Annotated in this window: 8 protein-coding genes; 2 read left to right on the forward strand and 6 right to left on the reverse strand. The window is 62.6% G+C overall.

What is annotated here, in order from left to right:
- Positions 1-290 precede the first annotated feature (290 nt).
- The 3 genes from fusA to AWB65_RS25470 form a co-directional block, all read right to left on the reverse strand.
- On the reverse strand, positions 291-2,342 hold the full coding sequence (fusA, locus tag AWB65_RS25460; protein WP_087669796.1) for an elongation factor G: 2,052 nt from the start codon (positions 2,340-2,342) through the stop codon (positions 291-293).
- Positions 2,343-2,548: 206 nt separating this feature from the next.
- The gene (locus tag AWB65_RS25465) at positions 2,549-3,949 is read right to left on the reverse strand and encodes an ATP-binding protein (protein ID WP_087669797.1); all 1,401 of its coding nucleotides are present in this window, start codon (positions 3,947-3,949) and stop codon (positions 2,549-2,551) included.
- Positions 3,946-5,607, reverse strand: a complete 1,662-nt coding sequence (locus tag AWB65_RS25470) for an NAD(P)/FAD-dependent oxidoreductase (RefSeq protein ID WP_087669798.1) — start codon at positions 5,605-5,607, stop codon at positions 3,946-3,948. Before AWB65_RS25470 ends, AWB65_RS25465 begins: the two co-directional genes overlap by 4 nt.
- Before the next feature lie 523 nt (positions 5,608-6,130).
- On the opposite strand from AWB65_RS25470, the gene AWB65_RS25475 reads away from it, so the two are divergent.
- On the forward strand, positions 6,131-7,543 hold the full coding sequence (locus tag AWB65_RS25475; RefSeq protein WP_087669799.1) for an ATP-binding protein: 1,413 nt from the start codon (positions 6,131-6,133) through the stop codon (positions 7,541-7,543).
- A 38-nt stretch (positions 7,544-7,581) separates the two neighbouring features.
- On the opposite strand, the gene AWB65_RS25480 is transcribed toward AWB65_RS25475, so the two are convergent.
- Both AWB65_RS25480 and AWB65_RS25485 read right to left on the reverse strand, forming a co-directional pair.
- Positions 7,582-8,133: a thioredoxin family protein gene (locus AWB65_RS25480; RefSeq protein WP_087669800.1), complete on the reverse strand. Its 552-nt coding sequence runs from the start codon at positions 8,131-8,133 to the stop codon at positions 7,582-7,584.
- 76 nt (positions 8,134-8,209) lie between these two features.
- Positions 8,210-10,951 carry an MGH1-like glycoside hydrolase domain-containing protein gene (locus AWB65_RS25485; RefSeq protein WP_087669801.1) on the reverse strand — a complete coding sequence of 914 codons (2,742 nt, stop codon included), beginning with the start codon at positions 10,949-10,951 and terminating at the stop codon, positions 8,210-8,212.
- 670 nt (positions 10,952-11,621) lie between these two features.
- On the opposite strand from AWB65_RS25485, the gene AWB65_RS25495 reads away from it, so the two are divergent.
- A complete protein-coding gene (locus tag AWB65_RS25495) occupies positions 11,622-12,569 on the forward strand; it encodes a pseudouridine-5'-phosphate glycosidase (protein ID WP_087669836.1) in 948 nt (315 codons plus the stop codon).
- Positions 12,570-12,717: 148 nt separating this feature from the next.
- On the opposite strand, the gene AWB65_RS25500 is transcribed toward AWB65_RS25495, so the two are convergent.
- A complete protein-coding gene (locus tag AWB65_RS25500; RefSeq protein ID WP_087669803.1) occupies positions 12,718-13,044 on the reverse strand; it encodes a DUF4148 domain-containing protein in 327 nt (108 codons plus the stop codon).
- Between the last annotated feature and the right edge of the window lie 39 nt (positions 13,045-13,083).

Here is a 13,083-nt window from a genome sequence, read left to right on the forward strand (position 1 = left end):
TCGCACGTTCCGGAAGCGAGACCGCGCCGGACGGACCGTTAAGGCGGGAGGCGGCCATTCCATCTATCTGGCAGAAACGCGACATTTGAACTTGGGAGCTAAATCAAAAAATTCGCTAATTAAGATTATGTTAAATAAGGTGACTCACTTCGATTGATGTGACCGTGCCTCGAACACAACGAAGATTCAGCCTTACGCCGCACTTCAGCGGCAGCGAATGGCGAGCGGCTGGTTGAATCGTGACGGCTTCAAATAGTCCAAGCGCATAAGGGCAACCTTGGCGGTTCCGCTCATGCCGTCCCGTCGTCGCCCTGCTTTTTTAGTTTCGACGCCATCCGCTCCTGCTGAGCGGGCGGCACCGGATCGTAGTGGCTGATCTGGATGCTGTAGTTGCCGTGTCCGCCAGCGATGGCGTTCAGTCGAGATTGATAGTTGTTGAGTTCGGACAAAGGGACCTTTCCTACAACGACCACGGCGTTGCCAGCGGCCGTGCGTGTGCCATGAACCTGCCCGCGCTTGGCTGACAGGTCGCCGATGATGTCACCCATCGAGGCTTCCGGCGTCATCACCTCGATGTCCACGATAGGCTCAAGCAGGATGGGCTGGGCTTTCAGCACGGCATCGATGAAGGCCTTACGCCCGGCGGAGACAAATGCGACTTCCTTGGAGTCGACGGGATGGCTCTTGCCGTCGAAGACGGTGACGCGCACATCCTGCATCGGAAAGCCGGCAAGCGGTCCGCTGTCGATGGCCTGCAGGATGCCCTTTTCCACGGCGGGAATGAACTGGCCTGGGATAGCGCCGCCCTTGACGGCGTCGACGAACTCGAAACCGGTGCCTCGCGGAAGTGGCTCCACGCGCAGCATCACTTCGCCGAATTGCCCGGCGCCCCCGGTTTGCTTCTTGTGGCGATAATGCCCCTCGGCCCTGGCACCGACGGTTTCCCGATAGGCGATCGTCGGCGGCCGCGTCACGACCTCGAGCTTGTACTGCTCGGATAGTCGCTCGAGCATCAGGCGAAGGTGCAACTCGCCCAGGCCCCGTACCACCGTCTCGTTGGTGCCGACCGGGTGTTCGATGCGCAGGCACGGGTCTTCCGCACTCAGCTTTTGCAGAATCTCCCAGAGGCGCTGCTCGTTGCCTCGGCGCGCAGGCTCGATCGCCAAACCATAGATGGGCGTGGGAAAGTGGAGCGGGGTCAGGTGGATGTTGCCGTCCTCGGGGGCGTCATGCAGCACGGCATCGAAGCCGATCTGGTCGACTTTGGCCGTGGCGCAGATATCGCCTGGCCCGGCTTGCGGGACGTCCACGTGCTCTTTGCCCTGAAGCATCATTAGATGAGCCACCTTGAATGGCTGGCGCCCGTCACCGATATAAAGCTGGGTATCGCGCCTGATCGTGCCCTGATGGATGCGAAACACGGCCATCTTGCCGAGGTAAGGGTCCATGACAATCTTGAAGGCGTGGGCCAGTACGTGTTTGTCCGCGACCGGCTCGGCTCGCACGACTTCCTTGCGACCGCCAGCGTCGCGATAGAAGAGCGGCGGATTGCCTTCCAGGGGAGTGGGCAGGAGCCGGACGAAGACGTCGAGCAATTCCGCGATGCCGGCGCCGTTGGCCGCTGACGTGAAGCAGATCGGCATCAGATGACCTTCGCGCAGCGCCCGCTCGAACGGCTCGTGCAGCTGCTCCGGGCTGATGGCCTCCCCTTGCTCCAGGTAAAGCTCCATCAAGCCGGGATCGATCTCGACCACTTGATCGACCAGCGCATCGTGTGCAGCCGCCACCGACAGGAAATCGGCGTCGCCGACAGGGTTGAAAAAGCAATCCACCACCCGGCTGCCGCGTTGTGCCGGCAGATTGATGGGCAGGCATCCCTTGCCGAAGGTCGCCTGGATTTGCGTTAGAAGCCCCGGAAGATCGACCTTTTCGCCATCAATACCGTTCACGATGATCATTCTGCAGAGCTTGCGCTCCTCTGCCCACGCCATCATGCGCCGGGTGGTCATTTCGATGCCGGTCTGTGCATTGATGACGATGGCGGCAGTTTCCACAGCGGGCAGGACACTGATCGACAGCCCGGAGAAGTCTGGATATCCGGGCGTGTCCAGCAGATAAATGCGCGTGTCCCGGTAGTGCAGGTGGACGACAGCAGAATTCAGTGAGTGGTGATATTTGCGCTCGAACAGGTCGAAATCGCAGACCGTGGTGCCGCGCTCCACGCTGCCGGGCGCGTGTAACGCGCCGCTCTGGTGCAACAGCGCTTCGACAAGCGATGTCTTGCCGCATCCGGCATGCCCGACCAGGGCGACGGTGCGGATGGCGTCGGGACTGTACCGCATGGCGGCCCTCGTCCGGTGGTGGATGTGGGGCCATTATTGGCGAAAATGGACCTGCGTGCCATGCCGGATAATCGTCCCATTCGTCGCCGCGCCACCGTCGCTGCGATCGTGACGATGCGCCGCGCCGCGCTGTCTACTGTTACCCAACGTTGAATAGCTGGGCGCGTTGCCGAAGAACATGGCGATGGCGCAATGGCGCTCCTCTTCTACTTGCTTACCGAGCCTCGCGGAGCAAGCGGCAGGCGGACCTGAAACGTGGTGCGGCCCGGACGCGAATCGACGCGAATCTCTCCGCTATGCCGCTGGACCACCGTCTGGTAGGAGATGTCGAGACCCAGACCCGTGCCCTCGCCCAGCGGCTTGGTCGTGAAAAACGGCTCGAACAGGTGCGGCATTACTTCCGGCGCGATGCCGGACCCGTTGTCGGTGATTTCGATGACGGCATCGTTCGCGTCGCGGCCAGTGCGGATGACAATCTCTCCCTTGCCCTCCATTGCGTCGATGGCGTTGTCGATCAGGTTGGTCCATACCTGGTTGAGTTCGCTGCCATACACCACCAATTTCGGCAGGCTGCGATCATATTCCCTGCGCACGGTGACACCGTGCTTGAGCCGGTGCTGCATGATGGTGAGCGTATCTTCGATGCCGCCGTGGAGATCGACCGCCTGCTGCGGCGCCTGGTCCATGTACGAGTAGGACTTCATCGCTTTGACGATTTCGGAGATGCGCACCGCGCCGCGCCGCGTTTCCTCCACCAGCGAACGCAGTTCCAGGGTTGCCGCGAGCCATTGGATGCCGGCCGCAAACTGTTCCTCGTTCAGGCGGGTCACCAGCGGTTCGAGGTCCGCGGGCCTGATCCCTGTTCGCGCGAGGGACGGCGCCATAAGCCATGGCCTCGCGATGCCGAACTTCGCCAGCCAGTCGAGAAGCGCGTCCTCGGCCTCGCTCTGCTGCAACGCGTCGCCGGCGGGGCCGTGCGCCGGTCCCTTGCTCGCGCCGAGGCTATCGAGCGCGCTCATCGCGTCCGGCGGAATGGTGCTGCGACTGAGCGCGACAGCCGCATTGTTCAGCATCGCAAGTGTCTCGACCGCGCAATCGGCCGTGCGCGCCACCGCCGCCGCCGGATTGTTCAGCTCATGCGCGAGCCCCGCCGCGAGAGTGCCCAGTGCGGCCAGCTTCTCCCGGTTGCGCACGGTTGCCTCCAGGGTGGTGAGGCGATCGAGGGATGTACGGAAAATCGCTCGGCTGAAGGCCTCGGAGGACAAGAGCAGTTCCTTGAACGCGCGTTCCGGAAGCAGCGCCATGTGGCAAGGAGTCGCGGCAACGACCGTGCCTGGCGCAGGCGTACCCGCGAGCAGGGCCGCGCCCCCAAAGAAGCTTGGCGCGATAAACCGGTTAGTAGGTATCTGCTTCGCTCCGGAAAACTTCGTGGCCTGGCACTCCCCTTCCAGCACGACGAAAAAAACGGGATTCGTGTCGCCTTCCCGTCGGAGAACGTCCCCCGCTTTTACGTGGATTTCCGCCAGGTGGTCGCCCAGCCACTGCAACCGTTCGTCCGATAGTTCCGCGAATGGCGGCACTGCACGCAGTTTGGCAAGGTCGATCATAAAGTAGCCAGGTATTGATGAACCAGATGCACGGTGGTCGAGCCCTCGCCCACGGCTGCCGCGACTCGCTTGATCGAGCCGGCACGCACGTCACCCGCCGCAAAGATGCCAGGCACGCTCGTCTCCAGCAGGAAGGGGTCGCGAGCCAGTGACCATCCGCGCGGGCGCTTGCCGTCCGTCAGCAACGCCCGCCCGGTCACCACGAAGCCGTTGTCGTCGCGCTCCACGACATTGCCCAGCCATTCGGTACACGGCTCGGCACCGATGCAGATAAACAGGGCACCGGCCGGGACAACTTCGATCGCGCCGGTGTTGACATCGCACAACGCAATTTCCGACAGATGGCCTTCGCCGTCGACGCTGGACACCAGGGTGTGAGGACGCACGCTGACGTTAGGGGTCTCGCCGATCTCGTCGATCAGGTAGCGCGAGACCCCTGCACCGAGCGACGGGCCACGGCACACAATCACGACATTGCGCGCGTACTTGCAGAGGAACATCGCGGCCTGACCGGCCGAATTGCTCGCTCCGACCACATAGATATCCTGATTCGCGCAGCAGACTGCTTCGGTCATCGCCGCACCGTAGTAGACGCCCGCTCCCGTGAGACGCTCCACGCCGGGCGCGTCCAGCTTCCGGTACGCCACGCCGCTCGCCACCAGGAGCGCATGGCAGCTCACCTCCGAGCCGTCGGTCAGGGTGACGAACTTGTAGGGACCTTCGACTCGGGTGCCGACCGCCCGCTGTGTCACGATGATCTCGGCGCCGAAACGCTTGGCCTGGGTGAGCGCGCGCCGCGACAGTTCCGCGCCGCTCACCCCGGTGGGGAACCCGAGATAGTTCTCAATGCGCGAAGTGGTGCCTGCCTGTCCACCCGGCGCCTGGCGCTCGATGATCGCCGACTTCAAGCCCTCCGACGCGCCATATACGGCGGCGGCCAGCCCTGCCGGTCCGCCGCCCACGATCAGCATGTCGTAAAAGGGTGTTGTCGAATGGGTGATCAGTCCCACTTTGTCGGCAATCTGAGCGATCGTCGGACGGCTCAGCGCCGAGCCGTCCTCGAAAATCAGCACGGGCAGCTGGCTCGCGGCAGCGTCGAGCGAACTCAGCAATGCGTCGGCCTCGCCGCCGCTCGCCACGTCCAGCCATTTATATGGAATATGATTGCGCGCCATGAAGTCGCGCATCTGATGGCCTTGCGGCGACCAGCGATGGTCGATCAGGCGAATCCCCTTGAAAGTGCTGCGCCACGCTGCCTGCCATGCTTCGAGCAGATCGTCGAGCACCGGGTAGAAAGTAAGCTCCGGCGGATGCCACGGCTTCAGCAGGTAATAGTCGAGCCGCACCTTGTTGATCGCGCGGATCGCGATGTCGGTGTCGGCGTACGCCGTCAGCAGCACCCGCTTGGCTTCGGGAAACAGCGCGATCGCCTGCTCAAGAAACTCGATGCCACTCATTTGCGGCATGCGCTGGTCGACGAGAAACAGGGCGACCGAGCGGTTCTGCAACCGCAGTTGATGAGCCGCTTCGAGCGCGGCCTGCCCCGATCCGGCACGCACGATCAGATAGTGCTCGCCGTATCCAAGCCGCAGGTCGCGCGCGACCGCGTCAACCACTTCCGGGTCGTCGTCGACCGCGATGATGACGGGCTTGTCCATGTTTCTTGCAGACTCGATGAGCGATTCCGGTCGACGGACTGGACATGATCGAACGCAGGGTCGCCCGTGAAACGGCCGATCTCATGCGGCCCGCCGCAGTGCACATATGACTCTACAAGCCTAGCACTTTGAGCCGGGGTTGCCAGATCGGTCTTGCGGCCTGCAAGGATTCCAACATGCAGCAAGATGCACCGCACACCGCCGAGACCCGCAGCAATCCGAGGCCTACCTGCCGTCACTTTGCTTGAAACAGGGTGACCCCAGATTGAACGGCGTCTAATGTCAATCGCATATCTGGCATCGCCCAGAATGCATATGATAGGTGCAGGCGGGCGGCGTCCAGCGCCCCACGATGGCGTGTGGGGGCATTCGTCTGCTTTTTCACCGTGATGCGCAATCAGGGGCTGACGGGACAGGTGGCATTCAGCGCAAAGGCCTCGGGTCGTCGGTGCGCTCAGGGGAAACGGCCGGATGATGACGACACCGCTTCGCCTGTATCTCCGTCGTGAGGCGGGAGCGAACCATGATCGAACTCGACGAGTTGGGCAGGATACCGGTCTTCGCGGACCTCCCGCGTGAACGTCTGCAATGGCTGTCCGACAACCTGACCGAATTCGCCGCCAAGGCGGGAGACGTGCTGCTCCGTGAAAACGAAATGAGCACCGGTCTGCTCCTTCTTCTTGAAGGAGAGGCCCGGACAAGGAGACGTGCCGAAGGCGAGCTTTCCTCTGAGCGCTTTGTCGCACCCGAAATCTTCGGAACGCCGTGCATGGTTGCGTCAATCCCTTATCCAGCAACCCTCAGTGCTGCAACCGATTGCCGTCTTGCGCGGCTTCCGGAAGTAGCCTTCCGCGATTTATTCGTGTCGTGCGGTTCATTTACACGCATTGTCGCCCGGGTGATGACCGACTGGCTCACCGCGCTCGAAACGGCTGGGCGCAATCGCGAGAAACTGGCCGCCCTAGGCAAGCTCTCGGCCGGGCTTGCGCACGAGCTGAATAATCCTGCGTCAGCCATGACGCGGGCACTCGACCACATGCTTGGCGAAATTGCGAGGCTAGAGGATTCAGCCCTGGCGCTTGGCTCGCGCGCAGTTCCTCGCGAGGCCGTCGATGAACTTAGGGCCTTGGCCGCGCGCGGCGCAACGCAGGCCGGCACAAGCGCAGAGAATGCGCTACGGCAAGGCGAAGCGGAGTCGCTGCTCGGTGACTGGCTTGCTACCCATGGCGTGGCAAAGCCGTGGCTGACGGCCCCATGCCTGATCGCGCATGGAATCACATCCGATGCCCTCGCGCAACTGGCTGCCCGCCTGAACGCGGAGCAACTCGATGCGGCCGTTTCGTGGATTGCCCAGATCCTGGAGCTTCGCTCGCTGATGCATGAGGCGATGCGCAGCGCGGCCCGGATCTCCGATATTGTGAAGGCCGTGAAGTCCTACTCGTACATGGATCAGGGACCGCGGCAGGAAGTCGACATTCACAACGGCATCGAGGATACTTTGACCGTGATGGCGCATGAACTCAACCCGGGCATCGTGATAGTGCGCGACTACGACCGCAGCCTGCCGCGTCTTTCGGTGTATGGCAGCGAACTCAACCAGGTATGGACCCGGATCATCGAAAATGCCGTCGAGGCGATGAACGGACACGGCGAACTGACTGTCCGCACGCGTCGCCATGCGGACCATGCGGTGGTCGAGATCACCGACACCGGGCCCGGTATTCCGAAGGAGGTCGGGCCGCACCTGTTCGAGCCTTTCTTTACGTCGAAGCCGGATAGCCAGGCGCAGGGGCACGGCCTGGGGATGGGGTTGCACATCGCCTATCGTATCGTGGTCAACCGGCATGGCGGTACGATCGAAGCCGGCTCGAGTCCGGCCGAAACAATTTTCCGCGTGAGGTTGCCGCTGGCGGACAAAGGGACAGGCAGCGTCTGAGCCAATGGTACAGGCGGGACGCCCGATGCGTCGGCGCCTCATGAACTCCTCCACTTGATCGAGCATCCGAGCGCCGGATACTGCATATCCGGGCCGACGCCGGTTTGCGCGATCTGCTGCATTGCCTCGAACAGTTCGCGGCGCGCGCCGGGCACCGGAACCTTGCGTGAAGCATCCAGCCTGCCGCGGTATTGCAACAGCAAGTTGGCGTCGAAACCGAAGAACTCCGGCGTGCACGCCGCACCGTACGCCTGCGCAACCTGCTGCGCCTCATCATGCAGATACGGGAAAGGAAACTGCCGCTCGACCGCGAGCGCTACCATGCGTTTGAACGAGTCCTCCGGATAGGCGGCGGCGTCGTTCGAGTTGATCCCCACGGTGCCGATACCCAATGCCGCCAACTCGCGCGCTTCGTGCACGATCCGCGGCAAGGCAGCCTGCACGTACGGACAATGGTTGCACATGAAGATCACGACGAGCCCCTTCGCGCCGCGCACGTCGTCAAGCGTACAGGTTCGCCCGTCGGTTGCGGGCAGCGAAAACGCGGGCGCGGCAAGGCCGAGTTCGCCTGCGGGAGATTCGGTAGCCATCGGTTGCTCCTCGACTCACGGGTTGGACAGAATTCATCGCGCATTGTGCGCCAACGGCCTTCCAGCATTCAAAACGTTACCGCGCCATGGCGGCTGCGGTGTCTTCGTCCACTGGCGCGGCCACCGACGCAGCAACAGGCACTACGTGGGACAGCTTCATCATGCGCGGATGGAGCAGCAGCGCGACGAGCCCGCTCCAGCCCGTCTGATGCGAAGCGCCGACGCCACGTCCGTTGTCGCCGTGAAAGTACTCATGGAACAGTATGAGATCCTGTGAACGTGGGTCGGCTTGCAGCATCGGATAGGCCGCCATCACGGGACGTGCGCCGTGTGCATCTTTGAGAAAGAGCGTGGTGACGCGCCGTGCAAGGTCGTCGGCAATCTCGCTCAGCGAAAAGCTGTTACCCGATCCCGTCGGATATTCGACGCGAAACTCATCGCCGTAGTAGCGATAGAACTCATACAGCGATTCGATCAGCAGGTAGTTGACAGGTATCCAGACCGGTCCGCGCCAGTTCGAATTGCCTCCGAAAACACGCGAGTCCGATTCAGCAGGCTGGTATTGGATGCAGACGCTCACGCCGTCATGATCGAAGACGTACGGTGAATCGCGATGTACACGGGACAGCGCCCGCACGCCGTGCTCCGAGAGAAACTCGTTTTCATCGAGTGCGCGGCGCAATAGCGATTTCATCCGGTGTCCGCGCAACAGCGAGAGCAGCGTGGTCTTGCCCTTGCCGGGTTCGGTCCAGCGCGACACCAGCTTTGCCAGATTCGGCCGATGATCGAGAAACCACACTAACCGTTCGCGCAGTCCCGGCAGATGGCCGTACACCTGTTCCTCCAGCACGTGGACGGCGAAGAGCGGAATCAGTCCGACGATCGAACGAATGCGCATCGGCACACGGGTTCCATTCGGAAGGTGCAGTACGTCGTAGAAGAATTCATCATGTCCGTCCCATAAACCCGTGTTGCAGCCTTCGCCACAACTGACCGCTTCCGCGATATACAGAAAATGCTCAAAGAACTTCACCGCGATTTCGACGTACGCGCTATTCGTCATCGCCAGTTCGAGGCCGATCTGCATCAGGTCAAGCGCGTACGAGGCCATCCAAGCAGTGCCGTCGGCCTGATCAATGCGGCCGCCGGTCGGCAGCGGCGACGACCGGTCGAAGATGCCGACATTGTCGAGCCCCAGAAAGCCGCCCTGAAAGATGTTGCGGTCATCGGCGTCCTTGCGGTTGACCCACCACGAGAAATTGAGCAAGAGCTTGTGGAACATGACTTCGAGAAACTCGTGATCGCCAACGCCTGTAATCTCGCGGTCGAGCTCGTACACGCGCCATGTTGCCCACGCATGAACCGGCGGATTCGCATCGCTGAACGCCCACTCGTAGGCGGGTAATTGCCCGTTCGGGTGCATATAGCGTTCCTTCACGAGCAGCAGCAATTGCTTCTTCGCGAAGTCGGGATCGATCATGGCGAACGCCGCCGCATGAAACGCCAGGTCCCACGACGCATACCACGGGTACTCCCACTTGTCGGGCATCGACACGATGTCGCCGTTGCACATGTGCCGCCAGTCCGCATTGCGACCTTGCCTGCGTCCTTTCGGTGGTTTCGGCTGGCCGGGGTCACCGTCGTGCCAGCGGGTCACGTCGAACTGGTAGTACTGCTTCGTCCACAGCATGCCGGCGAGCGCCTGACGCTGAACGAGCCGCGCATCGGCGTCGGTGATGTCGTGCTGGAGCGCCGCATAGAACTCGTCGGCTTCCGCTTGCCGTCGCGCGAAGAGCCCTTCCAGGTCGAGCGACACGGCATCCGGAGCCGCTTCGGGACGCCAGCGCAGATACAGCACCGAGCGCTCATGAGGCGCGAACCCCAGAGCCACGTGTGCGGCGGCGCGAGTGCCCTTGTCGCGCCGGATTGCCTGCTCGTCGCCGTCGACGAGGTAGTCATTGATACCGTCCTTGAAGGGCCCCGCTCCATCGACTCCGAAAATGCGGCGCACATTCGTTTCGTTTTCGCAGAAGAGCCACTCGACAGGCTGCTGCGCCGACGCCGTCACGATCATCGTTCCGAGAGCGGGATTGTGCGCGACCACCCGCGCGCCTTCCTCTGTATTCGGCTCCAGCGTGAGCGATGGCTTGCCGGGCTTGCCGGACCACGCCCATCTGTTGCGGGCCCAGAATTGCGGCAACACATGAAGTGCCGCGCGCTGATCCGCGCGGTTTTCGACGGTGACGCGCATCACGATATCGTCGGGTGTGTGCTTCGCATACTCGACGCAGACGTCGAAATAGCGGCTATCGTCGAACACGCCCGTATCGAGGATTTCATATTCGGGCTGATCGGCGCCGCGCCGCCGGCTTTCGTCGATCAGATCCTGGTACGGGTATGCGTTATGAGGATACTTGTAGAGCATTTTCATGTACGAATGCGTCGGCGTGCCGTCGAGATAGAAGTAAAGCTCCTTCACGTCCTCGCCGTGATTGCCTTCCGCATTCGTCAGCCCGAAGAGCCGTTCCTTGATGATCGGATCGTGCCCGTTCCAAAGCGCGAGCGATATGCACCAGTCGAGCGGGTCGTTGCCGAATCCGGCAATGCCGTCCTCGCCCCAGCGGTACATGCGGCTGCGCGCATGGTCGTGCGGGAAAAAGTCCCAGGCGGTGCCGTACTCGCTGTAGTCTTCACGAACCGTGCCCCATTGCCGCTCGCTCAGATAGGGCCCCCAGCGGCGCCATCGGTCGAGTTCCGGACCATGAAGACGGGAGCCTTCCTCCGACTGGAGCAGATTGATTGCGCGTAGCGGTGGCATGGAACCTCCCGACCCGAAATCGACTATCGAACACGTTCAGAGCGTGAACGTCTGTCCTTTTTGCACCACGAGCGCCGTGTGCGCAACGCGCATCAGGTGCTCGACATCCCCTCGATACACATCGGTTCGACTAGTGGCCACACCTGGAACGGGGTTGCACGCGGCGTTTGCGGCGGCTCGCCGTCGGCGATCGAGCGCTGCTCAATCGAGGGGGCATACAGCGACACTGGAAAATGCACCGCGACGTACAAGCTGGCAGCCTCGGGAACGCCCGCCGTGCGTCGCGCGCGCAACCACATTTCGACGACGGGCCCGTTCAACCCTTCATGATAATTGCCATCTCATTGCAACGGCGATCCGCCGTACCGGCCAGCGTACTCCGGATTGGCAACAGCGTGCGTGCACAGACCGAGCGGTGTGAGCAAGCCTTCATGCTGACATTCGAACGTCAGCTTCGTCCAGATTTGATCGAACGATTGAACCGTATCGATTTCGGCATTTTCAGGCAGCCCCGACAAGACGCCTCTTCGAAGATGCGTACGCCCTGAAGGCGATCGCACTTGAAGCAACAGGCCCGGTGGCAACGGTGCCCCCCCGCGCTTGCAAAGCGAGCCGTCGACGAGCCTTGTGCCGCATACTTGAAATGAATCACACCGCGGAGGGCATCGACATGGTTGCGGACCTTGCACGCTCCTGGCTGACCTGCAGCGCGCCTGTGGCCGCGGCGCAGGCCGCCGGCCGGCCGCTCGTGGCGCTGGAATCGAGCATCATCGCTCACGGCATGCCCTACCCAGAGAACGTTCGCACCGCGCGCGACGTGGAGGCGTTGATCCGCGGCCTGGGAGCCGAGCCCGCGACCATCGCGCTGATCGGCGGGCGAATCCATATCGGCCTTTCGGACGATGAGCTGGAACTGCTCGGCCGCGCGGACCGGGTACACAAGGTCAGCCGCCGCGACTTGCCGGCCGTGCTGACCGGCGGCGGGCTCGGCGCCACGACGGTGGCCGGGACGATGATTTGTGCCGCCCTGGCCGGCATCGAGGTCTTCGTTACCGGCGGCATTGGCGGCGTGCACCGCGGCGCGCCGGAAACCTTTGACATTTCGGCCGACCTGCAGGAACTGGCGAAGACCTCGGTGGCGGTGGTCTGTGCCGGTGCGAAGTCCATCCTGGACATCGGACTCACGTTGGAATACCTGGAAACGCACGGCGTGCCGGTGCTGAGTTGCGAGCAAGACAATTTTGCTGCGTTTTACACACGCGACAGCAGCTTTCGCGCGGACTTCAGGCTGGACGACGTGGCGGAGCAGGCACGCTTCATCCGGACCAAGTGGGATCTGGGCCTCGCAGGCGGCGTGGTGTTGAGCACGCCAGTGCCGGAGGCGGCGGCGATGACGTTCGAAGAAATCGACGCGCTGACCCAGCAGGCGCTCGCGCAGGCCAAGGCGCAGAGAATCACGGGCAAGGCGGTGACGCCCTTCCTGCTGGCTCACATCAAGGCGCTGACGAGTGGGCGCAGCCTGGCGACAAACATCGCGCTCGTGAAACACAATGCGGAGGTCGGAGCAAGGCTGGCGCAGGCGTTGGCGCACGCGGGGCGCGGAGCGGGCGCAGCGTAGCCAGCCCGCTCTTTTGCCTTGGATCGCATTGTTTCGCTTCGTTCGATGGCCCTCTCATTACCTCGTACCTGGGGGGCGTGCCGGGCGAGGTGGTGCGCGTCGCGATCCGCGTGTTGGCGGGCTGGCCCAAGCAAGAGCACCCCCCGCCTCAGCGCTGCCCTCCCGAATAGATCTTCCTCATCTCGGCAGCCGAAACAGGCTTGAATCCCGTGCCGCCGCCAGATGCCGACGCTCCGCCCGCCGCTCCCCCATAGCCGGTTGCGGCCCCGCTGGCTGACAGGCTCGCCTGCGCTGCCTGAATATTCTCCGGATAGGTCTGCCCGTCGCCGCTTGATGGCATGTAGCCCGCCGCTTCCAGTTGAACGAGCTCGGCGCGCACTTGCGCTTTCGTCAACGACGAGTCCGTTTGCGCGAACGAAGCAACGGGAGCCGCAAGCACCGACGCGGCAGCGACTGCGAAGACAAATGATTTCATGATGGCTTGCTCCAGAGTTGACTTAAGTTGACAGGAACA

The sequence above is a fragment of the Caballeronia humi genome (assembly GCF_001544475.1).
Classification (GTDB): Bacteria; Pseudomonadota; Gammaproteobacteria; order Burkholderiales; family Burkholderiaceae; genus Caballeronia; species Caballeronia humi.

Excerpts from the sequence above, each read along its gene's own strand:
- fusA (WP_087669796.1), bottom strand. The coding sequence starts at position 2,342 with ATGCGGTACAGTCCCGACGCCATCCGCACCGTCGCCCTGGTCGGGCAT.
- AWB65_RS25465 (WP_087669797.1), bottom strand. The coding sequence starts at position 3,949 with ATGATCGACCTTGCCAAACTGCGTGCAGTGCCGCCATTCGCGGAACTA.
- AWB65_RS25470 (WP_087669798.1), bottom strand. The coding sequence starts at position 5,607 with ATGGACAAGCCCGTCATCATCGCGGTCGACGACGACCCGGAAGTGGTT.
- AWB65_RS25475 (WP_087669799.1), top strand. The coding sequence starts at position 6,131 with ATGATCGAACTCGACGAGTTGGGCAGGATACCGGTCTTCGCGGACCTC.
- AWB65_RS25480 (WP_087669800.1), bottom strand. The coding sequence starts at position 8,133 with ATGGCTACCGAATCTCCCGCAGGCGAACTCGGCCTTGCCGCGCCCGCG.
- AWB65_RS25485 (WP_087669801.1), bottom strand. The coding sequence starts at position 10,951 with ATGCCACCGCTACGCGCAATCAATCTGCTCCAGTCGGAGGAAGGCTCC.
- AWB65_RS25495 (WP_087669836.1), top strand. The coding sequence starts at position 11,622 with ATGGTTGCGGACCTTGCACGCTCCTGGCTGACCTGCAGCGCGCCTGTG.
- AWB65_RS25500 (WP_087669803.1), bottom strand. The coding sequence starts at position 13,044 with ATGAAATCATTTGTCTTCGCAGTCGCTGCCGCGTCGGTGCTTGCGGCT.